The sequence below is a fragment of the Variovorax sp. GW531-E2 genome, assembly GCF_059423125.1.
This window is the reverse complement of sequence record NZ_JBWKXQ010000027.1, coordinates 21,210-44,359: the sequence shown is the minus strand read 5'-3', so window position 1 is coordinate 44,359 and position 23,150 is coordinate 21,210. Positions and strand designations below refer to the sequence as shown.

Here is a 23,150-nt window from a genome sequence, read left to right as displayed (position 1 = left end):
TAGCCACCTGCCGCCGAAGGCCGTCCGAAGTGACGGCCTTTCTCTTTTTATGAACGGAACAAGGCCGTACCGGCCGTCCCTCTTGCGCAAGCAGCTATGAATTTGATAGTAATTCTCGTGGCGACCCTGGTCGCCGGCATCGGAAGCGTCTGGCTCGCGGCCCTGCTGCTGCGCGTGGGCGTGCGCAGCGGCGGTGGCGGCGTGAACCCGCAGCACCTGCTGAGCCTGGCGGCCGGCGCGCTGCTGGCCACCGCCTTCATGCACCTGCTGCCCGAGGCCTTCGAAAGCCGCATCGAGCCCGCGCTGCTGTTCGCGGTGCTGCTGTTCGGGCTGGTGTTCTTCTTCTTGCTCGACAAGGCCGAGCTGTGGCACCACGGGCACGAGCACCACCATGGCGATGCCGCACCGGCGAAAGAGGGCGCCCACGATCACCACGACCACGATCACCACGGCCATTCGCACGCCCATCATCACCACGCACCCCCCACGGGCGGCGGCGGCTGGGCCGTGCTCACGGGCGACAGCGTGCACTGCTTCGGCGACGGCATCCTGATCGCCTCGGCCTTCGTGGCCGACATCCGCCTGGGCCTCGTGGCTGCGCTGGCCGTGCTCGCGCACGAAGTGCCGCACCACATCGGCGACCTCGTCGTGCTGCGCCAGAGCTCGGCCAATTCACGTGCGGCGCTGGTGAAGGTGTCGCTCGCGGGCACGATGACCATGCTCGGCGGCATCGCGGGCTGGTGGCTGGTCGACCAGCTGCATGGCTGGCTGCCGTACTTCCTGGTGCTGGCGGGCAGCAGCTTCGTCTACGTGGCACTGGCCGACCTGATTCCGCAACTGCAAAAGCGCCTGCCCGCGCGCCAGACCGCGGCGCAGATCGCGTGGCTTGCGGCGGGCATCCTGCTGGTCACGCTCGTGAGCCGGCTCGCGCACGGCGAGCATGGCCACGAGCATGGCCATGACGAAGGACACGGCGAGCACGGCCACGTCCACAAGGACTGACGACAACGAGTGTGGGCAGCCTCGGGAGACGGGAAACTTTCCGACACCGACGTCAGCCCGTCGATCCACCGCAAGGGGCAAAACAGGCGCACCATAGAGGGCCGTTTACTCATCTGCCGAGGAATTCGATCATGACGCCCCAAGCCGATGCCACCGCGCGCTCCGCCTCGTCGTCCGAAGACGACGATGACGACAGCACGCCTGCCGACGACTTCGACGAACTCGAAGCCGATGCGTCCGACGACCTGTCGGACGAAACGGGCATCGACCTCACCGATGCCAGCGAGCTCGATGCCGACAACGTGCCGGCCGACGAAGAGTTCGACCGCGTGATGAACGCGCCGGACTGATTCGCCTGACGCAGCCCGGTCAGGCCGGTTCAGGCCAGCGCGCCTGTGCCGGGCGCACCGACTCGTAGAAGCGCGCCATCTGCAGCACGCCCAGGTCGTCGAAGCGGCGTCCCGCGATCTGCAGGCCGATCGGCAGGCCATTTTTCGCATGGCCGCAGTTGATCGAGGCGGCCGGTTGTTCCGACTGGTTGAACACCGACGTGAAGTGCGAGTCCTTCAGCAGGTTTTCCGAGCCGCTGTTGATGGCCTCCGCCGCGAAGGGCAGCACCGGCGACACCGGCGACAGCACGTAGTCGAAGGGCTGCGTGGCCGCCACGGTGGCCGCGCGCAGCGCCTGCATGCGCGTGAAGGCGCGGAAGGTGTCTTCGGGCGTGAGCGAGGCGGCGAACTCTGCCGCCTGGTGGATGTAGCCGGCCGCGAGCTTCGCGCGCTCCGGCGCCATCGCGGCCAGGTCGACGCGGCAGCGCATCGTGAAGAAGTGGGCCATGCCCATGCGCATGTCCAGCGTGGTCCAGTCGGCCAGCGGCTCGACGATGGCGCCGGCCTGCTCGAACAGGCGGGCCGCGGCCAGCACGGCCTCTTTCACTTCCGCATCGATGGGCCAGCCGCCCATGATCTCGGTCCACAGGCCGATGCGCAGGCCCTTCACATTGCGTTCGAGCCGCTGCCACGCGAAGTCGTTCGGCGGCAGGCTCATGTAGTCGCGCGCGTCGGGGCGCGTCACCACCTGCATCAGCAGCGCGGCGTCGGCCACGGTGCGCGTCATGGGGCCGATCACGCGCGCTGCGGCGGGTGGGTCGACCGGGATGCGGCCGTGGCTGGGCTTGAGGCCGAACACGCCGCAGAAGCTGGCCGGGATGCGCACCGAGCCGCCGATGTCGGTGCCCAGGTGCAGCGGGCCGTAGCCCGCGGCAGCGGCGGCGCCGGCACCCGAGCTCGAGCCGCCGGTGTTGCGGCCCAGGTCCCACGGGTTGCGCGTGAGCGCGTGGAAGCTCGACGGCGCCGCGCCGAGGAAGCCGAAGTCGGGCATCGTCGTCTTGGTCACGATCACCGCGCCGGCTTCGCGCAGGCGCGCGGCGGCGGGGGCGTCGGCCGCGGCGGGCGCCAGCACGGTGGCGGCGCTGCCGATGGGCGTGGGCGTGCCGCGCGTGGCGATGTTCTCTTTCAGCGTGACCGGCACGCCGTCGAGATCGCCCTGCGGCTTGCCCTGCGCCCAGCGTGCCTCGGAGGCGCGCGCCGAAGCCAGCGCGGCTTCGGCGTCCAGCCCGTAGGTGGCGTGGATGTGCGGCTCCCAGCGCTCGATGCGCGCAAGCACGGCCTGCGTCACCTCGATCGGCGACAAGGCGCGATCGCGGTAGCGTTCGAGCAACTGGAGGGCACTGAGTTCGTACAGGGGTGTGGTCATGGCTTCGTCTCTTTGGGTTGGTTGGATGAAGGTGGTTGGAAAAGACGGGGAGGCGACGGCGCTCAGCCGCCTCCGAACGCATAGCCCTGGCCCGGCGCCGCGGCCAGCAGCGTGCGCGTGTAGGCCTCGCGCGGCGACAGCAGCACGTCGTGCGCGCTGCCTTGCTCGACGATGCGGCCCTTGTGCATCACGATCAGGCGGTCGCAGATCTGGCTGGCCACGCGCAGGTCGTGGGTGATGAACAGGATGCCGATCGACAGCCGCTGCTGGATCTCCGCGAGCAGCTTCAATATCTGGTCCTGCACCGACACGTCGAGCGCCGACACGGCCTCGTCGGCGATCAGCACGCGCGGCTCGCAGGCCAGTGCGCGCGCAATGCACAGCCGCTGGCGCTGACCGCCCGAGAACTCGCTCGGGTAGCGGTGCAGCACCTCGGGCTGCAGCCGCACCAGCGCCATCAGCTCCTCGGCGCGCTGCCAGGCCTTGGCGTGCGGCACGCCGAAATTCACCGGCCCCTCGACGATCGACTGGCCCACCGTGCGACGCGGGTTGAGCGAGCGGTTCGGGTCCTGGAACACGACCTGCACCATGCGCCGGAACGCCGAGCGCTGCGCGCCGCGCGAGCCCTCGATGCCCGGCACGCGGATGTCGCCGTCGGTCGGCTCGATCAGCCGCGCGATGCAGCGCGCCACGGTCGACTTGCCCGAGCCCGATTCGCCCACGATGCCGACCGTCTCGCCCGCATGCAGCTTCAGCGACACGTCGGCCGCCGCATGCACCGCGCGGCGCTTGCCGGGCCAGCTGCCCGTGCGGTAGACCTTGCCCACGCCGCGCGCATCGAGCAGCGGCGTCTGGGCGTCGATGGGCGCGCGCAGCACGGGCGCCAGCCGCGGCACGGCGTCGAGCAGCATGCGCGTGTAGGCCTCCTTCGGGCGACGCAGCACTTCGTCTTTCGGGCCGCTCTCGACCTGCCGGCCCAGCTGCAGCACCACCACCTGGTCGGCGATGTCCGCCACCACGCCGAAGTCGTGCGTGATGAACAGCACGGCGGTGCCGTTCTCCTGCTGCATCTCGCGGATGAGCGCGAGGATCTCGGCTTGCGTGGTCACGTCGAGCGCGGTGGTGGGCTCATCGCAGATCAGCAGGGCCGGGCGCAGGATCAGCGCGATGGCGATCACGATGCGCTGGCGCTGCCCGCCCGAGAGCTGGTGCGGGTAGGCGTCGTAGATGCGCTGGGGCTCAGGCAGCCGCACGCGCTCGAAGATGGCCAGCACGCGCTCGCGGCGCGCGGCGGCGCCCAGCGTCGTGTGCTCGGCCAGGATTTCGTCGACCTGCGCGCCGCAGCGCATCACCGGGTTGAGCGCGGTCATCGGCTCCTGGAACACCATCGCCATGCGCGCGCCGCGCAGCGCGCGCAGCCGCGCCGGGCTGGCCACGAGCACGTCCTCGCCCTGCACCTCGATGCGCCCGGCCGAGGGTCGCAGCGACGCGGGCAGCAGGCCCATCGCGGCCTGCGCGATGACCGACTTGCCGGAGCCCGATTCGCCCAGCAGGCACACGACCTGGCCGGGCATGACGTCGAACGAGATGCCGTGCACCGCATGCGCGCGGTCGGCGCCGGCGGGCAGGTCGATGGCGAGGTCGCGCACCACGAGGCAGGGCGCGGCGGACGTTGTGGAAGGGGTGGATGTCATGCTCAGCCTCCGCGTGCCTTGAACTTGGGATCGAGCGCGTCGCGCAGGCCGTCGCCGAGCATGTTCACGGCCAGCACCGTGAGCGCCAGGAAGAGGCCGGGCAGCAGCACGGTCGAGGGGTGCGAGGTGAAGTGCGTGCGGCCTTCGGACATGATGTTCCCCCAGGTCGGCACCTCGGACGGCAGGCCGATGCCCAGGAAGGACATCACCGCCTCCACCAGCATCGCCGCCGCGCAGATGAAGGTGCCTTGCACGATCAGCGGCGCCACCGTGTTGGGCAGGATGTGGCGCAACATCAACTTCCAGGTCGGCGTGTCGAGCGCGACGGCCGCTTCGACATACGGCTCCTCGCGCACCGACAGCACCACCGAGCGCACCAGCCGCGCCACGCGCGGCGTCTCGGGCACCACGATGGCCAGGATCACCGTGAGCAGGCTGGGCCGCCACACGGCCACCAGCACGATCGCGAACAGGATGCCGGGGATGGCCATCATCCCGTCCATCACCCGCATGATCACGCCGTCCAGGCGCCGGAAGTAGCCCGCCACCATGCCCACCACCAGGCCGAACGCGACCGAGCCCAGCGCCACCGCCACGCCCACCGACAGCGAGATGCGCGCGCCGTAGGCCGTGCGGCTCCACAGGTCGCGGCCCATGCTGTCGGTGCCCAGCGGGAAGAAGCGATCGAAGCTGTCGCCCGCCAGCGTGGTGAACTCGGCGCGCGCGCCGGGCGGCAGGTGCGAGTTCGCGGGGTCCATCGCGTTCGGGTCGATGGTGCCGAGCCAGGGCGCGGCCACCGCGAGCAGCAGCATCGCGGCCAGCAGGACGCCGCCGATGCGCACGCCGCCGTTGGCGAGCAGGCGGCGCAGCAGCGAGCGGGCCGGGGCCCGGGGTGCGGCGGGAGGAACCGCGGCAGAGGCAGGCGCATCGTCGCGCAGGGAGATCGAAGTCATGGCGGGGCTTTCGAAAGGAGGTCAGTACCGGATGCGCGGATCGAGCAGCAGGTAGCTCAGGTCCACCAGCAGGTTGACCACCACGTACACGAGCGAGAAGAAGAGGGTGATCGCCTGGATCAGCGGGTAGTCGCGCGAGAGCACGGCGTCCACCGTGAGCTGGCCCAGGCCGGGGATCGCGTAGATCGTCTCGGTGACCACCACGCCGCCGATCAGGCCCGCCACGCTCAGGCCGATGACGGTGGCGATCGGCACGGCCGCGTTGGCCAGCGCGTGGCGCAGCAGCATGCGCCACTCGGCGATGCCCTTGGCGCGCGCGGTGCGCACGTAGTCTTCGGTGAGCGCCTCCGACACCGCCGCGCGCGTGACCCGCGCGATGAGCGCCGCGTACATCACGGCCAGCGTGATGCAGGGCAGCGCCAGGTGGCGCAGCCACGGGCCCACGCCGTCGCCGATGCGCTGGTAGCCCTGCGAGGGCAGCCAGCCGAGCTGCATCGAGAACAGCCAGATCATCACGTAGCCGGCCACGAACACCGGCACCGAGAAGCCGAGCACCGAGGCGCCCATGATGAAGCGGTCGAGCCGGCCGCCGCGCCGCGAGGCCGCGAGCACGCCCAGCGGCACGGCGATCAGCACCGTGAGCACCACCGTCACCGCCGCCACCGAGAGCGTGGGTTCCAGGCGCTGGCCGATCAGGTCGGTCACGCGCATCCGGTAGAAGAACGAGTAGCCGAGGTCGCCGCGCAGCACCTGGCTGAGCCAGTGCACGAACTGCGTCACGATCGATGCGTCCAGGCCCAGCTGGGCGCGGATGCGCGCGATGTCCTGCGCGCTGGCCGCGTCGCCCGCGATGGCCGCCGCGGGGTCGCCGGGCGTCATGCGCAGCAGCAGGAAGACGATGACGGCCACGATCAGGAGCACGGGCGCGGTGGCCAGTCCGCGGCGCAACAGGAAGTGGAGCATGTGAATCAGGTCCTTGACGAGGGGCCGGGCGTGTGGCGCGGGCAAAGGAAGTCCCGCCCGGCTGCCGCGCGAGGCGCAGCCGGTCAGGGGTGGCGATCAGAAAGGGGAGAGGGGCGGGCGCGCGGGCCGGCCTATGTCGCGGTCATGGCGATGGCGCGGACGTCTTGCGCACGTTCCAGTACAGCACCGCCGGCGACGGCAGCAGGCCGGTGATGGTGCCGCGGCGCACGGCCGTGGGCGCCTTGCCTTCGCCGAGCGGGGCGAGCACGCCGTGCTCGAGCACGACCTGCTGGATCTGCGTGGCGATCTCCTTGCGCTGCGCGAGGTCGGCGGTGGCGATGAACTTCGTCTTCAGCGCCTCGAGCTCGGGCACCACGGGCCAGCCGAAGTAGCCCTGGTCGCCGTTGCCGGTCAGCGGGCTGTAGCCGATGGGGCTGCTCGCGTCCACGCCGCCCCAGAAGGTGATGAAGGCGTTCCAGCCGCCGTTCTCGGGCAGGTCTTTCTTGGCGCGTCGGGTCACGAGCGTGGCCCAGTCGGTGGTCTGCACGTCGACGTTGAAGCCCACCTGCTTGAGCAGTTGGCCGTACACCGCGGGCAACTTGTTCAGCGCGGGTGCGTCGCCCGGCAGCAGGATCACCACGGGTTTGCCGTCGTAGCCCGATTCCTTGAGCAGCTTGCGCGCCTCTTCAAACTGCGGCTTGCCGGTGTAGAAGCCCGTCTTGTCGCTCGCATAGAGCGAGCCGCACAGGTAGATCGAAGCGCAGGGCTTGTAGAAATCGCGGAAGGTGACCTGCGCGCGCAGCATCGCCTCCTGGTTGATGGCGAGCATCGCGGCCTTCAGCGCCTTGGGGTTGTTGAAGGGCGGCACCTTGTGGTTGTAGAGCACGGTGAAGGGGCCCGCCGGCATCACGTCGACCAGCTCGATCTTGTCGTTGGTGCGCATGCCGGTGTAGCCGGACGAGGGCACGGTCTCGAGCATGTCGACCTCGCCGTTGAGCAGCGCATTGGCCTGCGTCTGCGGGTCGCGCAGCATCACCCATTCGACGCGGTCGACGTGCACCACCTTGCCGCCGGCCAGGCCCGAGGCGGGTTCCTTGCGCGGCACGTAGGCGGTGTTCTTGCGGTAGATGACGCGATCGCCCGGGCGGAAGTCTTCCTTGGCGAGCGTGAAGGGGCCGGAGCCCACCAGCTCGTCGATCTGCTTGTCGGCGGGTGTGTCGGCCACGCGCTTGGGCATGATGAACGGCACCAGCGGGTTGGGCTTGCCGAGCGCGTCGAGCACCACGCCGAAGGGCTGCTTGAACGCCATGCGAAAGCCGTTGGGGCCGTCGGCGGCGATGCTGTCCATCGCCTCGTACATCTTCTGGCCCAGCGTGTCGCGCTTGGCCCAGCGCGCCAGCGAGGCGATCACGTCCTGGGAGGTGACCGGGGCGCCGTCGTGGAACTTCAGGCCCGGGCGCAGCGTGAAGCTCCACACCTTGTTGTCGGCGCTTGCGCTGTACTTGTCGACCATCTGCGGCTTGATGACGCCCTTCTCGTCCATCGCGAAGAGGGTGTCGTAGATCATCAGGCCGTGGTTGCGCGTGATGTTGGCGGTGGTCCAGATCGGGTCGACGATCTTCAGGTCCGACGAGGGCACGGTGCGAAGCACGGTCTGGGCGGACGCGGTGGCGGCGAAGCACAAAGCGAGCGCCGACAGGGAAGCCGCCGCGACGCGGCGCGGTGAAAGGTGGATTGCCATGGAGCCTTACTTCTTTCGGGATGGAGCGGAAGACGAGGGAGAGGAAGACGGGGGCGATTCCTTGCTTTCGCGCAGCTGCACCAGCAGGAATTCGAAGATGTCGCGCGAGCCTTCTTCGGCGTCGATGAGCTTGTGCATGATGCGGCGCAGGTTCTCGATGTCGGCGACGCTCAGGCAGTCGAGAAAGCGCGCTTCCATCTCGTGCCCGATGGGCTCGGCGCGCAGCACCATGTCGATGCCGGTCTTGCTGAGGCACAGGCGGATCTGCCGCGCATCCTCGGTGCCGATCTGGCGTTCGACCAGTTCGCGCTGCACCAGCGAACTCACCAGCTTGGAGACCAGCGTCTTCTCGATGGCGCAGGTCTGCACCAGCTGGCCCATGGTGATGCCGGGCGCGGCGCCGATCATGCGCAGCAGGCGCACGTCGCGGATCGACAGGCCGAGCTCGATCTCGTAGATGCGCGAGCCGCGGTCGCGCGTGCGCTGCGAGGCCAGGTCGAGCAGGACGTTGAGGTAGTCGTCTTTCAGGCGAAGCGGGGCGTGCATGGCGGGTTGGTAGAAGTCTTCAATAGTTGAAATGTTCAACTATGTGGGCAAACTACGCAAGCTCCGGGCCAGCTGTCGAGGGAAATCCCCTAGGGATGCACTGCCAGAGGGGAAAAGCGCCAGGGAGAAAGAAAAACCGGGCCCATGAGGCCCGGCGTGTTCACCGATCCGGTGCTGCGCATGCACCAGGATGCGAAGGCGGCACCGTGCAGGCGCCGCCGAGGTGCGAGCTGTCAGGCCGCGTCCTGGCGCACGATCACCTGCCCGTTGCGCGCGCCGCTGTGCACGCCGTGGCGCCAGGTGACGGCGCCGTTCACGATCACCGCGTCGATGCCTTCGGCAGGTTCGGTCGGCGTTTCGTAGTTCGCGGTGTCGCGCACGGTGGCGGCATTGAAGACCACCACGTCGGCGTGGTGCCCGACCTTGAGCGCGCCGCGCTCGTGCAGGCCGAAGTTGCGCGCCGTGAGCCCGGTCATCTTCCACACCGCCGTCTCCAGCGGGAACAGCCCCACGTCGCGGCTGTAGTGCCCCAGCACGCGCGGGAAGGTGCCCCACAGGCGCGGGTGCGGCTTGTCGCCCAGCGGAATGCCGTCGGAGCCGATCATGGTTTCGTCGAAGGCGAGCACGCGCTGCACGTCGTCCTCGTCCATCATGAAATAGATGGCGCTGCCGGGCGACAGGCGCAGCGCGGCCTCTTCGCCCGACACGCCCCATTCGGCCGCGATGTCCTTCAGGTCGCGGCCGGCGCATTCGGGGTGCGGCACGCTGGAGGCGATGAGCACGCGCCCGTCCATCATCCCGCGGTCGGTGCGGATCATGGTGGAGCCCGCGGTGTACGGGTAGCAGTCGAGCCCGATGCACTGGTGCTTCATCGCTTCCTGGATGAAGGGCAGCGTGACCTTGGTCTTGCCGAAGTTCTGCGTGTTCTGCACCTTGTGGTGCGACACCACCACCGGAATGTCGAGCGCGCGGCCGATGTGGAAGGTTTCTTCTAGCGACTCCATCACGCGGTCGCTCTCGTCGCGCATGTGCGTCACGTACAGCGCCTTGCGCGCCGTGAGCGGGCGGCCGACCTCGATGATTTCCTCGGTCGTCGCCTTCACGGCCGGCGGGTAGAAGGTGCCGGTCGACAGGCCGATGGCGCCGGCCTGCATGGCTTCCTCGACCAGCGCCTGCATGGCGGCGATCTCCTGCGCGGTGGCGGGGCGGTCGAGGTCGGACATGGTCACGGCGCGCAGGGTCGAGTGGCCGACCATCGCCGCCACGTTGACGGACGAGGGCGTGGCGCGCAGCGCGTCGAGGTAGGCTGCGAAGGTGGTGAAGCGGTCTTCCGGCGGCGTCTCGAGCAGGCTCAGCGGCATCGGCAGGTCCATGTCGGCACGCAGCGGCGCGGCGCTGATGCCGCAGTTGCCCGCCACCACGGTGGTCACGCCCTGCGACACCTTGAAGGGCATCTGCGCATGCGACAGCACGGCCTGGTCGTCGTGCGTGTGCGAGTCGATGAAGCCCGGCGCGACGATGCGGCCCGTGGCGTCGAGCGTCTGGTCGGCCGTGTGGCCCGCGAGCTTGCCGATGGCGGCGATGCGGCCGTCGACGATGCCCACGTCGGCGTCGAAGCGCGGGGCCTTGGTGCCGTCGATCACGGTGCCGCCGTGGATCAAGAGGTCGTAGTGGGGTGTCTTGTCGGTCATGAGGGCAATGCTTTCAACGGAAGTGGCAGGCGACCCAGTGGCCGCCCTGGGAAGTCGAGGGGCGCTCGCTCAGCGCGGGCGTCTTCTCCTTGCACACGGCCTGCGCCATCGGGCAGCGCGTGTGAAAGCGGCAGCCCGAGGGCGGGTTGGCCGGGCTCGGCGGATCGCCCTGCAGCAGCAGGCGGCGCGCCGGCGTGCGTGGGTTGGGCACGGGCACGGCCGACAGCAGGATCTCGGTGTACGGATGGCGCGGCGCCGAGAAGAGCGTGTCGCGGTCGGCGATCTCCACGATGTGGCCGAGGTACATCACGGCCACGCGATGGCTGATGTGGCGCACCACGGCGAGGTCGTGCGCCACGAAGAGGTAGGCGATGCCGAACTCGGCCTGCAGGTCCATCAGCAGGTTGACCACCTGCGCCTGCACCGACACGTCGAGCGCCGACACGGGCTCGTCGCAGACGATCAGCTTGGGGTTCAGCGCCAGCGCGCGCGCAATGCCCAGGCGCTGGCGCTGGCCGCCCGAGAACTCGTGCGGAAACTTCTTTGCCGCCTCGGGCCGCAGGCCCACGCGCGAGAACAGCCATTGCACGCGCTCGCGCCGCTCGGCCAGAGACACGTCGCCGAAATTGCGCAGCGGCTCGGCCACGATGTCGCCGGCCGTGAGGCGCGGGTTCAGCGAGGCGTAGGGGTCCTGGAAGATGATCTGCAGGTCGCGCCGGCGCTGGCGCATCGCGTTCGCGGGCAGGGTCAGCAGCTCTTCGCCGTTCAGCCGCACCGAGCCCGAGGTGGGCTCGACCAGCCGCATCACCGACTTGGCCGTGGTGGTCTTTCCGCAGCCCGACTCGCCGACCAGCGACAGCGTCTCGCCGTGCCCGACGTCGAACGACACGCCGTCGACCGCCTGGATGGCCGGCTTGGCCGGGCGCAGCCAGCGCCGCGGCGAGGTGTAGTGCTTGCGCAGCTCGCGCACCTGCAGCAGCGGCGCCTTGGTGGATGGGGTCGTCGTTGTCGTCATGCGCTCACCTCGGCAGCCTCGTCGGTCCATTGTTCCTGCACCGCGAAGCAGGCGACCACATGCCCGTCGCCCTGCGTGGACAGCGGCGGTGTCTCGCGGCGGCAGCGTTCGCGTGCCTGCGAACAGCGCGCGGCAAAGGCGCAGCCGCGCCCGAGCTCGTGCGCTGCGGGCACCATGCCCGGGATCTCGTGCAGCCGCGCGCTCGATGTGCTCATGGCGGGCATCGAGGCCATCAGCGCGCGGGTGTAGGGATGCAGCGGGCGGTCGAAGAGATCGACCACGTCGGCCTCTTCCACCTTCTTGCCGGCGTACATGACGACCACGCGGTCGCAGCTCTCGGCCACCACGCCCAGGTCGTGCGTGATCATCACCACGCCCATGCCCAGCTCTTTCTGCAGCCGCTTGATGAGGTCGAGGATCTGCGCCTGGATGGTCACGTCGAGCGCGGTGGTGGGCTCGTCGGCGATCAGCACCTCGGGGTTGCAGGCCAGGGCCAGCGCGATCATCACGCGCTGGCGCATGCCGCCCGAGAGCTGGTGCGGGTACTCGTTCACGCGCCGCTCGGGCTCGGGAATCTGCACCAGGCGCAGCATCTCGACCGCGCGCTGCAGCGCCTCGGCGCGGCTCGCCTTCTGGTGCAGCTGCACCGTTTCGGCGATCTGCCGGCCCACGGTGAGCACCGGGTTCAGCGAGGTCATGGGCTCCTGGAAGATCATCGAGATGCGGTTGCCGCGGATCTGGCGCATCTCGCGTTCGCTGAGCTGCATCAGGTCGGTGCCGCGCAGGCGCACCGCGCCCATGTGGCGACCGGGCGGCGTGGGCACCAGCCGCAGGATCGAGAGCGCCGTCACGCTCTTGCCGCAGCCCGATTCGCCGACCACGCCGAGCGTGCGGCCCGCGCGCACGGTGTACGACACGCCGTCGACCGAGCGCACGGTGCCCGCGAGCGTGCTGAAGTAGGTGCGCAGGTTGTCGACCTCGAGCAATGGCTCGCCGGGGGCGAGGGTGGCCTGGGACATGGGAGTGGTCATGGCGCGTTCCTCTTCACAGCTGCCGCGCCAGGCGCGGGTCGAGCGCATCGCGCAGGCCGTCGCCGAGCAGGTTGATCGCCAGCACCGTGGCCGCCAGCAGCAGGCCCGGGTACAGGATGATGTGGAACGCCACGGTCACGAAGTTGCGGCCCTCGGCCATCATGTTCCCCCAGCTCGGCGTCTGCGAAGGCACGCCCACGCCGAGGAAGGACAGCGCAGCCTCGGTGAGCACGGCGGCGGCGGCGACGAAGGTGGCCTGCACCACCAGCGGCGCCACGATGTTCGGCAGCACGTGCCGCACGAGGATCACCGGCAGCCGCGTGCCGACCGCGTGCGCGGCCTCCACGAACAGCTGCTCGCGCAGCGTGAGCGCCAGCGAGCGCACCAGCCGCACCACGCGCGGAATCTCGGGCACGGTGATGGCGATGATCACCGTGGTGAGGCTGGCGCGCGTCACGGCCATGAGCGCAATGGCCAGCAGGATGCCGGGGATGGCCATGAGCCCGTCCATCACCCGCATGATCGGGCCGTCGGCCCAGCGCACGAAGCCCGACACCAGGCCCAGCGCGATGCCGAAGAAGGTGGCGAGCACGGCCACCGAGGCGCCGACGATCATCGACACGCGACCGCCCCACACGGCGCGGCTGAACACGTCGCGGCCCAGCGCGTCGGTGCCGAACCAGTGCTCGGCCGAGGCCGGCTGCATGCGCGCCAGCGGGTCGATGTCCTGCGGGTCGTGGGTGGCGATCCAGGGCGCGGCGATGGACAGCGCGGCCACCGCGATGAGCAGCAGCGCGCCGACGATCAGCGTCGGGTGCTTGCGCACCCAGCGCCAGCGCGGCGGTACGAAAGGAGGGTCTTCGGCGGCGTCTGCGACGGCGGTGGGAACCGGTGCATCGACCTCGCGCAAGGGCAGGGCAGTGGACATGGCGTCGTGGGGCTCGTTCTTTGTTCTAGTACTGGATGCGCGGATCGAACAGGCGGTAGCTCAGATCGATCAGGAGGTTGATCAGCACGTACACGCCCGCCGACAGCAGCAGCACGCTCTGGATCACCGGGTAGTCGTGGCGCTGCACCGAATCGATGACCAGCCGGCCCACGCCCGGAATGGCGAACACCGTCTCGGTGACCACCACGCCGCCGATCAGCAGCGCAATGCCCGCGCCGATGGTGGTGGCGATGGGAATGGCCGCGTTGCGCAGCGCATGGCCCAGCACCGGCAGCACGCCCAGGCCCTTGGCGCGCGCGGTGCGGATGTAGTCCTCGTGCAGCACCTCGAGCACGGTGGCGCGCGTCATGCGCGTCACCAGCGCGATGTACACCAGCGCCAGGTTCACGCAGGGCAGCACCAGCGCGCGCAGCCAGGCGCCGGGGCCTTCGGAGAAGTTCACGTAGCCCTGCACCGGAAACCACGGCAGCTGCACCGCGAAGGTGTAGACCAGCAGGTAGCCCACGAGGAACACCGGCACCGAGAAGGCCAGCACCGCGAACAGCATCACGAGCCGGTCGATCCAGGTGCCCGCGCAGTAGGCCGCGAGCGTGCCCAGCGGCACGGCCGTCACCAGCGTGATGAGCATGGTGAGCGCCGCGATCGACACCGTCGGCTCCAGCCGCTGGCCGAGCAGCTGCGTCACCGGCACCTGCGTGAAGATCGAGGTGCCCAGGTCGCCGGTGAAGATCTTGCCGATCCACAGGCCGAACTGCTGCCACAGCGGCAGGTTCAGGCCGAGCGCAGCGCGCAGCTTGTCGATGTCCTCGGTGGTGGCGAGGTCGCCCGCGATGAGCGCGGCCGGGTCGCCCGGCGACAGGTGGATCAGCAGGAACACCACCACGGCCACCACCGCCATCACCGGCAGCGTGGAAAGAAAGCGTCGAACGATGTAGCCCATGGCGGTGCGCGTGGCTTACTTGTCGAGCATCCAGACGGTGGGCAGGCCGGCCCACATCTTGTCCAGCCCCTTGATGCTGGCGCGCGCCGCGAACGCGGCCGAGTACTGGCCCGCGTTGATGTACGGCACGGCCTCGTAGGCGCGCGACTGGAAGGCGTCGAGCAGTTCCTTGCGCTTGGCCGGCACGGTTTCCTTCAGCCAGGCGGTGCGCAGCTCGTCGAGTTTCTTGTCGCAGGGCCAGCCGGGCAGCGTGTTGCCGCAGGCCGCGCCCAGGTAGGCGTTGCTGATGGGCGAGTTCACGTCGAACTCGCCGGCCACCGTGACGTACATGTTCCAGCCGCCGGCGTCGGACGCATCGCGCTTGGCGCGGCGCGCGCCGATGGACGCCCAGTCCATGGTCTGCGCATCGACGTTCAGGCCGATGCTCTTCATGGTCTGCGCGGCCATCAGCGCCTCGGCGTTGAGGTAGGGCACGTCGCTGGGCACCATCAGCACCACCTTCTCGCCCTTGTAGCCAGCGTCGGCGAGCATCTTCTTCGCCTTGGCGACGTCGGCCTTGCGGAAGGGCTCCGCGCCGGCCGAGGTGTCGTTGGGGCTGCCGCAGATGAACCAGGTGGCGCAGTAGGCCATGCGCATGTCCAGCGGGAAGCCCATGGCCGCGACGAAGCGTTCCTGGTTCACGGCCTGCAGCAGCGCCTGGCGCACCTTCGGGTTGTCGAAGGGCGGGTGCAGCTGGTTCATCACCAGGAAGCCCTGGTAGGCGCCGCCGGAGCCGATCTTGATGTTGCTGTCGGTGCGCAGCGGCGCGATGTAGTCGGGCGCCAGCTGCTCGATGTAGTCGACCTCGCCGCGCTTGAGCGCCGAGATCGCGCTGTTGGCGTCGGGCAGGTAGAGCCATTCGACGCGGTCGAGGCTGGTCTTCTTGCTGCCGGCCAGGCCGCTCGGCGGCTCGCTGCGCGCCACGTAGTTCGGGTTGCGCACGAACACCGTCTTGTTGCCCGGCACCCATTCGTCACGCTTGAAGATGAAGGGCCCCGAGCCGACGACCTCGGTGAGGGGCGCGGTGGCCGGCAGCTTGGCGATGCGCTCGGGCAGGATCACCGGCGGAAAGCCCGAGGGCTTGGCCAGCGCGTCGAGCACCATGCCGAAGGGCTCGTTGAGCGTGAGCGTGAGGGTGCGCGCGTCGGTCGCCTTCCACTCGGCGCCCACGGCCGTCATGGCACGGCCCAGGCTGTCGCGCGCCGCCCAGCGCTGCAGCGAGGCCACGGCGTCGGCCGAGGTCACGGCGGCGCCGTCGGAGAACTTCAGGCCCGGGCGCAGCGTGAAGCTCCACTGCTTGCCGTCTTTCGAGGTCGTGTACTTCTCGACCATCTGCGGCTGCGGCTTGCCGGTGGCGTCCTGCGCGAACAGCGTGTCGTACACCATGTGGCCGAAGTTGCGCGAGATGTAGGCCGTGGTGAAGGTCGGGTCGAGGATCTTCAGGTCGGCGTGCGCCACCACCTTGAGTGTCTTGGGCGGCGTCTGGGCGAGCGCGGGAAGGCTGGCGGCCGAAAGGGCCAGGGCAGCGAGGGCAGCAAGCGTTCGTCGGGTCATCGTCGGTTCTCCGGTCGGTGGGGCGAAACAAAAAAGAAGAAGAGGGAGTTCAGGCGGCGACGCCGATGGGCCACTTCGGCAGGCGAGCCTTGCGGTACGGCAGGGTGGTGAGGTCGAGCGTCACGGCGCCCGGTGCGCCGGCGTAGATCACGTGCTTGGCCACCTGGGAGTACGACGCGTAGAAGTGCTGCGACGACTTGACGACCACGATCTTCTTGGCCGCCAGGTCGCAGCCCAGCTGCGTGAACATATCGGTGCCCATGGCCTGGTTGCGCCGCGTGATCAGCACGATCTCGATGCCGTTCACCTCGACCAGCGCGCAGTCGCCCATGGCGGTGGGCGTGTTCGACAGGCCCGTCATCACCAGGTCTTCCTTCAGCGCCTTCACGGTGCACTCGAGGTCCAGCGGGTCGCCCGACAGCGGGCTGATCTTGCCGCCGATGCGCATCTGCAGCTTCGCGCCCACGCCGGCGTCGAAGGCGATGCGCACGGCAATCGGGTCCCACATCGGGCCCAGGGCCGCGTTGGTGATGCCGCGCTCGAGCATGCGGCGCAGGATGAAGGTGGAGTCGCTCGCCGCACCGCCACCGGGGTTGTCGGCGCCGTCGGCCAGCACCACGGGGCCGCCGTCGAAGGCCAGGGCTTCGTCGAGCGAGTCGTCGATGCTCGGGTAGTTGACCGTGAGACCGTCGCGCATGGCGATGACTTCGTCGGCCAGCTGCCGTGCGAGTGCGTTCGCCTTGGGCTGATCGCCGTCGGTGTAGACCAGCACCTTGGTGCCCATCTCGGGCACGTCGCCCCACGAGAAGCCGTGCGTGAGCGAGACCGAGAGCACGCCGTCCTTGCCTTCGAGCGCTTGCATGCGCTGCACGAAGCTGCGCGCCGGCTCGCGCGAGGTGTGCACGGTGACGATGATGTCGCAGTCGACCATCGCGACCACCGGCTTGACCTTGCCTTCCACGGCCGCGGCGCAGATGTCGACCAGCTCCAGCCCGCGTTCGAGCACGTCGGTGTGCGGGTACTCCTTGAAGGAGACCATCACGTTGGCGTTGTCCACCATGGCGGGCGTGAGGTGGTTGTGCGGGTCGAGCTCGGCGCCGATCACCACATCAGGGCCCACGATCTGGCGCACGCGCGCCAGCATGTCGCCTTCGCAGTCGTCGTAGCCGTCGGCCACCATCGCGCCGTGCAGGCCGAGCAGCACCATGTCGACCGGCAGCGCGGCGCGCAGGTCGTTCAGCATTTCGTCGCGCAGGGTTTCGTACGCATGGCGCGTGGTGATGCCGCTGGGCTGCGCGCCCGCCACCATGCCTTCGAGCAGGGTCCAACCCTTTTCCTTGCCGCGGATGCGCGCGGCCCACAGCGGGCCCGAGTAGATCGTCAGCGCATCGGGATGCTGGCCGGCGGGGAAGTAGCCGCGGTCCTTGAAGGAGGCGATGCCGGTCGGCATCGGGCCGAAGGTGTTGGTTTCGGTCGCGAGGGAGGCACTGAAGACACGCATGGTGATTTCTCGTGGGGAAGATTGGTGGGGGAGGGAACGCGAATCAGCCGGCGGTGCGCAGGCGCTGCGGGCCGAGCATCTCGGCCGTGAGCCCGAAGCCCGCGATGCGCTCGGGCAGCGGCAGGCCGCGTGCCAGCGCGGCGCAGGCCTCGCCCATGGCGGCCGAGGTCTGGATGCCGTAGCCGCCTTGCGCCGCGACCCAGAAGAAGCCGGGCGCGTCGGGCGCGAAGCCGCCCACCAGGTCGCCGTCGGCCACGAAGGAACGCAGGCCGGCCCAGGTGCGCGTGGGCCGGCGGATGGCGAGCGTGGTCGCCTCCTCGATGCGGTGCATGGCGATGGCGATGTCCATCTCTTCGGGCTGCACGTCCTGCGGCTCGACCGGGTCGGCGTTGGCCGGCGAGCCCAGCAGCATGCCGGCGTCGGGCTTGATGTACCAGCCCTCGTCGGCGGCGAACACCATCGGCCAGTGCGCCACGCTCTGGCCCTCGGGCGGCGCGAAGATGAAGGCCGAGCGGCGGCGTGGCTCGATGCCCAGCGGGCGCACGCCCGCCAGCTGCGCGATCGTGTCGACCCAGGCGCCGGCTGCGTTGAGCACCACGGGCGCTTCGTACACCGCGTCGCCGGCCGTCACGCGCCAGCGGTCGCCGATGCGTTCCATCGCCGTGACCTCGGCGTCGCACACCAGCTTGCCGCCGGCCTGGCGCATGCCGCGCAGGTAGCCCTGGTGGATGGCGTGCACGTCCATGTCGGAGGCGTCGGGTTCGTACACCGCGCCGGCCACCTGCTCGGGGCGCAGCGCCGGCACCATCTCGCGCGCCTGCTCGCCATCGAGGCGCTGGGCGCCGACGTCCATGGCGCGCAGCAGCTCCCAGTGCGCTTCGAGTTCGTGCAGGTGCTCGGTGCCCGCGACCATCATCGCGCCGCGCGGCGTGAGCAGCGGGTGCTCGGCAAAGCCTTCGGGCGGGTGTTCGAGGAAGGCGCGGCTGGCCATGGTGAGGGCGCGCACCTGCGGCGTGCCGTAGCTCTCCATGAAGAGCGCGGCCGAACGGCCGGTGGAGTGGTAGCCCGGCTGGGCTTCGCGTTCGAGCAGGATCACGCGGGCATGCGGGGCGAGCCAGTGGGCCACCGAGGCCCCGGCGATGCCGCCGCCGATCACGAGGTAGTCGGCCACGACGGGAGTGGTTGTGTTTGTTGTCATCGCCGAAAAGTGTAGGTAGAAATTTGCGGATACGCAAATTGATTTGCGCCAACCAAGGGGAAACCATGGGTGCACCACCGAGGTGAAATTTGCGTACACGCAATTTGCGCATACGCAAAACGCATGCCGGGGCTGTCGCGCCGTGCGTGGCCGGCCGGGCGCGGGGCTGGCAGAATCACCCGGCATACCTAGAGAAAGCCAAGCGTGACTCCACACACAGGGAACCGGGGCGGGGCGAAGCCGAAGGAAGAGCCGCCCACGCTGGACCGCACCACTTTCGGCCATCGCCTGCGCACCGCGCGCAAGCGTTTCGGCTGGACGCTGGCGCAACTGGCCGAGCGCTCCGGCGTGTCGATCACCACCATCTCGCGCGCCGAGCGCGGCCAGCTCGCGCTCGGCTACGAGAACTTCACCGCGCTGGGCCGCGCGCTCGAGATGGACATGAACGCCATGTTCGCGGGCGCCGGCGTCAAGCCCGAGCAGCTCGACGGCCCGGTCGTCACGCGCGCGGGCAAGGGCGTGGTCTACAAGGGGCTGGCCATCGCCTACGAGTTCCTGGGCACCACCGCCGCCGGCAAGCAGATGAGCCCCATCGTCGGCACCGTGCACGCGCGCCGCATCAACGGCCCCGAGGACTTCGTGCGCCACACGGGCGAAGAGTTCGCCTACGTGCTGTCGGGCGAGATCGACGTGTACTTCGACAACGGCGAGGTGGTGCGCCTGGCGCGCGGCGACTCGCTGTACTTCGACAGCCGCCTCGGCCACGCCTACGTGAGCGTGAGCCGCCAGCTCGCGAAGATCGTGGGCATGACCTCGGGGGAGAGCGGGCACATGAAGTCGGCGCGCGAGGCGCCTGCGATGAAGCCGGCGCGCAAGACTGTGGCGGTGAAGAAGACCGCGGGTGGCCGCAAGGGCTGAGCTCCCGCGTCAGCCTGCGGCCCGGCATGAAGGAGACATGACGATGTCAGAGCACCGGATCTTCGCGATGCCGTTCGCCAAGGTGTACCCCATGTACGTCCAGAAAGCGGAACGCAAGCAGCGCACGAAGGCAGAGGTCGACGAGGTCATCTGCTGGCTCACCGGTTACGACGCGGCGGGGCTGCAGCAGCAGATCGACCAGCAGAACGATTTCAGGACCTTCTTCGCTCAGGCCCCGGCGCTGCACCCGAACCGCGCGTTGATCAAGGGCGTCGTGTGCGGCGTGCGCGTCGAAGAAGTCGAAGACCCTCTGATGCAGAAGATTCGCTACATGGACAAGCTGGTCGACGAGCTGGCCAAGGGCAAGGCGATCGAGAAGATCCTGCGGACGTAGCCCGCGCGTTGCGCGTGTCTAGCCCGTCGCCACGATGACATGCGCCTGGATCTTCCCAGCCACCGGCCCCGCGCCATGCCGGCTGGCAATCGCCTCCTCCGCGCGGTCGGTCGCAAGCTGGAGCAGGCTTGCGTCGCGCGCCTCGATCTCGTTGCGCAACGGCGTGCCCTGGCAGTAGGCCACCGCCACCTCGCGTGCCGAGGGCGAACGGCTCAGCTTCTCGTGCGTCTGGATCTCGATGTCGGTGAACCCCGCGCGGCGCAGGTCGTCGCGGATCTGTGCGACGTCGTGGTAGCCGTGCGGCGTGCGCGCGAGAAAGCGCGGCGGGTCGTCCGGGAACACGGTGGCGACGGCGCGGGTGACGTCGTCGGCGAAGGCGTTGTCTTCGATGCGGTCCCAGACGCTGAACACGAAGCGCCCGCCGGGTTTCAGCACGCGACGCGCCTCGCTGTAGCCGGCAACTCTGTCAGGGAAGAACATGGCGCCGAACTGGCACAGGACCACATCGAACGAGGCGTTCTCGAACGGCAGGGCGAGCGCATCGGCCTGCCGCCATTCGATGCGGTTGTCCCTCGCCTGCCGCGTGACGGCGTAGTCGAGCATGGCGGGGTTGAGGTCGGTCACCACGTAGCGCGCACCGGCGCCGAGCTGGGGTGCCAGCATCCGCGTGACCGCGCCGCTGCCGGCCGCCGTTTCCAGCACCGCGCCGGGCGAGAACGCAGCGACCAGGGCGGCCGCGTCGACGGCGTAGCCCTCGAAGATCAGGGGGACCATCAGCGTGTCGTAGAACTTCGGGATCGAGCCCGCGAACACCTTGTCGCTTTCGTCGGCCATGGGAACTCCTTGAAAGCTCTGAACAGAGCGGGCCTGCTCCCTTGCTCCAACGAGTCCGTTGCCTGTTCGGGCATGCGTGACGGGGACGATGGGCCATGGTGGCCCTGCCAGGCATCGTCGTCAACGCCGTTGCGCGGGCGTCCTCCCCTGTAGTGGGTACCGGAGATGTTGCCGGGCGTTTCGGGCGCGCCGATCGGTCGACCCCTCCCTAACGGCCGCGGTCCCCGTCGCGCACCGATTCGATGGTGCCGTTGTAGATGCGCACGATGCCGAAGAAGGTGCCCGGCCCGCGGTCGTAGGTCCATTCCTCCATCGGCACGCATTGATTGGCGAGCACCGCCTCGGGGCTGCCCGGCCGATAGGGCGTGAGGACCCAGCCCAGTTGCACCATCGGCACGCAGACCATCTGCCGGTAGACCGGCTCGCCGCAGGTCTGGAGCAAGGTCGCGGGCGACGCCCCTTTTCCGACGAGGTAGCCGTTGCAGGCGAGGGACTGTGCTGCCGCGGAACTGGCGATCAGCAAGGCGGCCGCTGCGATCGAAACCCCGGTGACCAGGCGTGCGCAACGAGCCGCGCCCCACATCGTTAACCCTCTTGAATGCTTCATGCGTTCATCACTCACTCACGAACCAGCTGGGCGTACCGCCAGAGGCCCCAGATCGCGCCGACGGTGATGCCGATGCCCACGCTCCAGCCCGCCGGCACATCGAATCCGAGCGCCAGGATCAGCATCAAGCCGACGCTGACCAGCGCGATGAAAGTCAGCGTGACGAAATCGAAGCGCGCGACCTCGACGGTGTCTTGCGCCACGCTGCGGTTGCGCTGGCCGTGCTTGCGGCGCAGGCCGCGGAACAGCAGGACATCGAGAACGAAATCGAAGATGCCGACGACAAGGTCGGCCAGGATGCTCCACATCGGGACGCTCCATTTGCGGTGACACCCTGGGTTGTCGCTGTGCGCTCAAGGGTCCGACCCGGGTGGTGCGGCGGAGCCGGGCGAAATGTTAGCGCGCTTCCGGCAAGGCAGGCCATCGTCCTCCGACCCGCTTCACCCCGGCATCTTCGGCGGCCAGTTGTGCGTCTCGCCGCGGCCCTCGCTGCACCACGCATACAGCGCGTCGTATATCACCAGCCCATGCTGCAGCATGGCGTGGTCATCGGCGAACACGCGCGACAGGCCCAGCGAGATGGCGTAGAGCCCCGCCGACTGCGGCGTGAGGTCGAGCCGCGCGGTGTCCGCGCCGCGCACGATGTCGGCCATCTGGTGCAGCGCAGGGTCGGCGAGCCGGTACTTCGCGAGGAAGGCGTCGAAGCTGCAGCGTTCGCCGACGTGGCTCATCTCCACGCCCGGAATGTCGTAGGGCGTGGCGCCGGTGCTTTGCGCCATGGCCAGCACGTCGGCCGGCGGCACGTAGAGAAACTCGGCCTCGCGGTCGATGAAGCGCAGGATCAGCCACGGGCAGGCGATGCGGTCGATCTTCGGGCGTTCGCGGGTGATCCATTTCATGGCGTGGCTCCTGGGTCGGCAGGCTTGGGCTGGAGCGGCCGGCCGGCGGCCTGCCAGCCGTCGATGCCGCCGCGCAGATAACGTGCGTCCAGGCCCGCGGCGCGCAACCGCAGGGCCGTGCTGCGTCCCACCTCGTGGCCGTACACGCAGTAGACGACCAGCGCGCGATCGGCCGGCAGTTCGGCGGCCCAGCGATCGACCGCCGCCGGGTCGCGCCAGCGGGCACCGGGGAGCATCGACGCGGCCTGTGCGAACACGCCGGCACGGCGCACGTCGAGCAGCATCGAGCCGGCCACGTCGTCCTGCGCCGCGCCGAAGGGCTCGCTGGCGGCGTGCACCGCCTGCTGGTAGCGCGCGTACACCGGGGCCCAGTCGATGTTGGCCATGAAGGCATCGACGTACGCGCCGGCGGCGGCGCCGTGGTCCAGGTGGTAGGCGTGCTCGTACATGTCCAGCGCCAGCAGGGGCGTGCCGCCCGCCAGCGCGTGTGTGTGGTCGGCAGCCCACTGGTTGACCAGCGTGCCCTCGCGCGGTTGGAAGGTGAGCAGCACCCAGCCCGAGCCGCCGCCAAGCGCCTTGCCCATCGCTGCGAATTCCTCGCGCCATCGGTCGACGCTGCCGAAGCTGGCCGCCAATGCGAGCGCCATGGCAGGCTCCATCGTCCGGCCGTCGCCGCCGAGCGATGCGAAGTACAGCTCGTGCAGCAGCATCGAGTTGCTGGCGATGAGCTCTTCGCGCTTGAGGCCGTTGAGCTTGAAGCCGGGCATGGCGGTGAACGATGCCGTGGCGAGTTGCGCGCGGATGGCGTTGAGGCGCTTGACGGCGCCGCCATAGTTGTTCTGGTGGTGGCTGTTCAGAAGCTTCTGCGACAGGCCGCGCAGCGTGGCGGGGTCGAAGGGCAATGGTTGGGGGCGGGCGTCCATGGG

The 23,150-nt window shown here is 69.4% G+C and carries 23 protein-coding genes; 4 read left to right on the top strand and 19 right to left on the bottom strand.

Annotated features, from left to right (window positions below; genetic code table 11):
* Positions 1-96: 96 nt before the first annotated feature.
* The gene (locus AC07XP_RS16995) at positions 97-1,002 is read left to right on the top strand and encodes a ZIP family metal transporter (protein ID WP_062468910.1); all 906 of its coding nucleotides are present in this window, start codon (positions 97-99) and stop codon (positions 1,000-1,002) included.
* Between the two features lie 131 nt (positions 1,003-1,133).
* Complete coding sequence (locus tag AC07XP_RS16990) at positions 1,134-1,352, top strand: hypothetical protein (RefSeq protein ID WP_062468907.1); 219 nt, start codon at positions 1,134-1,136, stop codon at positions 1,350-1,352.
* Between the two features lie 19 nt (positions 1,353-1,371).
* Here the strand turns inward: AC07XP_RS16990 and AC07XP_RS16985 are convergent, their stop codons facing one another.
* The 14 genes from AC07XP_RS16985 to AC07XP_RS16920 form a co-directional block, all read right to left on the bottom strand.
* Positions 1,372-2,757 (bottom strand): amidase, encoded by a 1,386-nt coding sequence (locus AC07XP_RS16985; RefSeq protein ID WP_495265337.1) that lies wholly within the window; start codon positions 2,755-2,757, stop codon positions 1,372-1,374.
* A 62-nt stretch (positions 2,758-2,819) separates the two neighbouring features.
* The gene (locus AC07XP_RS16980) at positions 2,820-4,451 is read right to left on the bottom strand and encodes a dipeptide ABC transporter ATP-binding protein (RefSeq protein WP_495265336.1); all 1,632 of its coding nucleotides are present in this window, start codon (positions 4,449-4,451) and stop codon (positions 2,820-2,822) included.
* Positions 4,452-4,453: 2 nt separating this feature from the next.
* On the bottom strand, positions 4,454-5,404 hold the full coding sequence (locus tag AC07XP_RS16975) for an ABC transporter permease (protein WP_070061793.1): 951 nt from the start codon (positions 5,402-5,404) through the stop codon (positions 4,454-4,456).
* A 21-nt stretch (positions 5,405-5,425) separates the two neighbouring features.
* Positions 5,426-6,367: an ABC transporter permease gene (locus tag AC07XP_RS16970; RefSeq protein ID WP_495265335.1), complete on the bottom strand. Its 942-nt coding sequence runs from the start codon at positions 6,365-6,367 to the stop codon at positions 5,426-5,428.
* Positions 6,368-6,509: 142 nt separating this feature from the next.
* On the bottom strand, positions 6,510-8,108 hold the full coding sequence (locus tag AC07XP_RS16965; protein WP_495265334.1) for an ABC transporter substrate-binding protein: 1,599 nt from the start codon (positions 8,106-8,108) through the stop codon (positions 6,510-6,512).
* Between the two features lie 6 nt (positions 8,109-8,114).
* Entirely contained in the window at positions 8,115-8,654 is a 540-nt protein-coding gene (locus AC07XP_RS16960; protein ID WP_307694462.1) for a MarR family winged helix-turn-helix transcriptional regulator, read from the bottom strand.
* A gap of 233 nt (positions 8,655-8,887) precedes the next feature.
* Positions 8,888-10,345 carry an N-acyl-D-amino-acid deacylase family protein gene (locus AC07XP_RS16955; protein ID WP_492686083.1) on the bottom strand — a complete coding sequence of 486 codons (1,458 nt, stop codon included), beginning with the start codon at positions 10,343-10,345 and terminating at the stop codon, positions 8,888-8,890.
* 13 nt (positions 10,346-10,358) lie between these two features.
* A complete protein-coding gene (locus tag AC07XP_RS16950) occupies positions 10,359-11,360 on the bottom strand; it encodes an ABC transporter ATP-binding protein (protein WP_495265333.1) in 1,002 nt (333 codons plus the stop codon).
* Positions 11,357-12,391, bottom strand: a complete 1,035-nt coding sequence (locus AC07XP_RS16945) for an ABC transporter ATP-binding protein (RefSeq protein ID WP_495265332.1) — start codon at positions 12,389-12,391, stop codon at positions 11,357-11,359. The genes AC07XP_RS16950 and AC07XP_RS16945 overlap by 4 nt, the downstream gene beginning before the upstream one ends.
* A gap of 13 nt (positions 12,392-12,404) precedes the next feature.
* Positions 12,405-13,319, bottom strand: coding sequence for an ABC transporter permease (locus tag AC07XP_RS16940; protein WP_070061798.1), 915 nt, complete (start codon positions 13,317-13,319; stop codon positions 12,405-12,407).
* A 25-nt stretch (positions 13,320-13,344) separates the two neighbouring features.
* The gene (locus tag AC07XP_RS16935; RefSeq protein WP_056574393.1) at positions 13,345-14,280 is read right to left on the bottom strand and encodes an ABC transporter permease; all 936 of its coding nucleotides are present in this window, start codon (positions 14,278-14,280) and stop codon (positions 13,345-13,347) included.
* Between the two features lie 15 nt (positions 14,281-14,295).
* The gene (locus AC07XP_RS16930; protein ID WP_495265331.1) at positions 14,296-15,873 is read right to left on the bottom strand and encodes an ABC transporter substrate-binding protein; all 1,578 of its coding nucleotides are present in this window, start codon (positions 15,871-15,873) and stop codon (positions 14,296-14,298) included.
* Between the two features lie 49 nt (positions 15,874-15,922).
* Complete coding sequence (locus AC07XP_RS16925) at positions 15,923-17,374, bottom strand: M81 family metallopeptidase (RefSeq protein WP_495265330.1); 1,452 nt, start codon at positions 17,372-17,374, stop codon at positions 15,923-15,925.
* 43 nt (positions 17,375-17,417) lie between these two features.
* On the bottom strand, positions 17,418-18,572 hold the full coding sequence (locus AC07XP_RS16920; protein ID WP_495265329.1) for an NAD(P)/FAD-dependent oxidoreductase: 1,155 nt from the start codon (positions 18,570-18,572) through the stop codon (positions 17,418-17,420).
* A gap of 204 nt (positions 18,573-18,776) precedes the next feature.
* Between AC07XP_RS16920 and AC07XP_RS16915 the strand changes: the two genes are divergently transcribed.
* Both AC07XP_RS16915 and AC07XP_RS16910 read left to right on the top strand, forming a co-directional pair.
* Entirely contained in the window at positions 18,777-19,490 is a 714-nt protein-coding gene (locus AC07XP_RS16915) for a helix-turn-helix domain-containing protein (protein WP_492694582.1), read from the top strand.
* 43 nt (positions 19,491-19,533) lie between these two features.
* Positions 19,534-19,884, top strand: coding sequence for a DUF2200 domain-containing protein (locus AC07XP_RS16910; RefSeq protein WP_495265328.1), 351 nt, complete (start codon positions 19,534-19,536; stop codon positions 19,882-19,884).
* Between the two features lie 18 nt (positions 19,885-19,902).
* Here AC07XP_RS16910 and AC07XP_RS16905 read toward each other — a convergent pair whose 3' ends face one another.
* From AC07XP_RS16905 to AC07XP_RS16885, 5 genes are all read right to left on the bottom strand, one after another.
* Positions 19,903-20,718, bottom strand: a complete 816-nt coding sequence (locus AC07XP_RS16905) for a class I SAM-dependent methyltransferase (protein WP_495265327.1) — start codon at positions 20,716-20,718, stop codon at positions 19,903-19,905.
* Between the two features lie 208 nt (positions 20,719-20,926).
* Positions 20,927-21,325 (bottom strand): DUF2845 domain-containing protein, encoded by a 399-nt coding sequence (locus AC07XP_RS16900; RefSeq protein ID WP_495265326.1) that lies wholly within the window; start codon positions 21,323-21,325, stop codon positions 20,927-20,929.
* Positions 21,326-21,336: 11 nt separating this feature from the next.
* Positions 21,337-21,633: a hypothetical protein gene (locus AC07XP_RS16895; protein WP_495265325.1), complete on the bottom strand. Its 297-nt coding sequence runs from the start codon at positions 21,631-21,633 to the stop codon at positions 21,337-21,339.
* Positions 21,634-21,765: 132 nt separating this feature from the next.
* Complete coding sequence (locus AC07XP_RS16890) at positions 21,766-22,224, bottom strand: chromate resistance protein ChrB domain-containing protein (protein ID WP_495265324.1); 459 nt, start codon at positions 22,222-22,224, stop codon at positions 21,766-21,768.
* Positions 22,221-23,147 (bottom strand): Fe-Mn family superoxide dismutase, encoded by a 927-nt coding sequence (locus tag AC07XP_RS16885; protein ID WP_495265323.1) that lies wholly within the window; start codon positions 23,145-23,147, stop codon positions 22,221-22,223. The genes AC07XP_RS16890 and AC07XP_RS16885 overlap by 4 nt, the downstream gene beginning before the upstream one ends.
* Between the last annotated feature and the right edge of the window lie 3 nt (positions 23,148-23,150).

Coding starts and splice junctions, on each gene's coding strand:
- AC07XP_RS16995 (WP_062468910.1), top strand. CDS start 97: ATGAATTTGATAGTAATTCTCGTGGCGACCCTGGTCGCCGGCATCGGA.
- AC07XP_RS16960 (WP_307694462.1), bottom strand. CDS start 8,654: ATGCACGCCCCGCTTCGCCTGAAAGACGACTACCTCAACGTCCTGCTC.
- AC07XP_RS16885 (WP_495265323.1), bottom strand. CDS start 23,147: ATGGACGCCCGCCCCCAACCATTGCCCTTCGACCCCGCCACGCTGCGC.
- AC07XP_RS16920 (WP_495265329.1), bottom strand. CDS start 18,572: ATGACAACAAACACAACCACTCCCGTCGTGGCCGACTACCTCGTGATC.
- AC07XP_RS16985 (WP_495265337.1), bottom strand. CDS start 2,757: ATGACCACACCCCTGTACGAACTCAGTGCCCTCCAGTTGCTCGAACGC.
- AC07XP_RS16955 (WP_492686083.1), bottom strand. CDS start 10,345: ATGACCGACAAGACACCCCACTACGACCTCTTGATCCACGGCGGCACC.
- AC07XP_RS16925 (WP_495265330.1), bottom strand. CDS start 17,374: ATGCGTGTCTTCAGTGCCTCCCTCGCGACCGAAACCAACACCTTCGGC.
- AC07XP_RS16890 (WP_495265324.1), bottom strand. CDS start 22,224: ATGAAATGGATCACCCGCGAACGCCCGAAGATCGACCGCATCGCCTGC.
- AC07XP_RS16990 (WP_062468907.1), top strand. CDS start 1,134: ATGACGCCCCAAGCCGATGCCACCGCGCGCTCCGCCTCGTCGTCCGAA.
- AC07XP_RS16930 (WP_495265331.1), bottom strand. CDS start 15,873: ATGACCCGACGAACGCTTGCTGCCCTCGCTGCCCTGGCCCTTTCGGCC.
- AC07XP_RS16965 (WP_495265334.1), bottom strand. CDS start 8,108: ATGGCAATCCACCTTTCACCGCGCCGCGTCGCGGCGGCTTCCCTGTCG.
- AC07XP_RS16980 (WP_495265336.1), bottom strand. CDS start 4,451: ATGACATCCACCCCTTCCACAACGTCCGCCGCGCCCTGCCTCGTGGTG.
- AC07XP_RS16950 (WP_495265333.1), bottom strand. CDS start 11,360: ATGACGACAACGACGACCCCATCCACCAAGGCGCCGCTGCTGCAGGTG.
- AC07XP_RS16935 (WP_056574393.1), bottom strand. CDS start 14,280: ATGGGCTACATCGTTCGACGCTTTCTTTCCACGCTGCCGGTGATGGCG.
- AC07XP_RS16945 (WP_495265332.1), bottom strand. CDS start 12,391: ATGACCACTCCCATGTCCCAGGCCACCCTCGCCCCCGGCGAGCCATTG.
- AC07XP_RS16900 (WP_495265326.1), bottom strand. CDS start 21,325: ATGAAGCATTCAAGAGGGTTAACGATGTGGGGCGCGGCTCGTTGCGCA.
- AC07XP_RS16970 (WP_495265335.1), bottom strand. CDS start 6,367: ATGCTCCACTTCCTGTTGCGCCGCGGACTGGCCACCGCGCCCGTGCTC.
- AC07XP_RS16910 (WP_495265328.1), top strand. CDS start 19,534: ATGTCAGAGCACCGGATCTTCGCGATGCCGTTCGCCAAGGTGTACCCC.
- AC07XP_RS16895 (WP_495265325.1), bottom strand. CDS start 21,633: ATGTGGAGCATCCTGGCCGACCTTGTCGTCGGCATCTTCGATTTCGTT.
- AC07XP_RS16905 (WP_495265327.1), bottom strand. CDS start 20,718: ATGGCCGACGAAAGCGACAAGGTGTTCGCGGGCTCGATCCCGAAGTTC.
- AC07XP_RS16940 (WP_070061798.1), bottom strand. CDS start 13,319: ATGTCCACTGCCCTGCCCTTGCGCGAGGTCGATGCACCGGTTCCCACC.
- AC07XP_RS16975 (WP_070061793.1), bottom strand. CDS start 5,404: ATGACTTCGATCTCCCTGCGCGACGATGCGCCTGCCTCTGCCGCGGTT.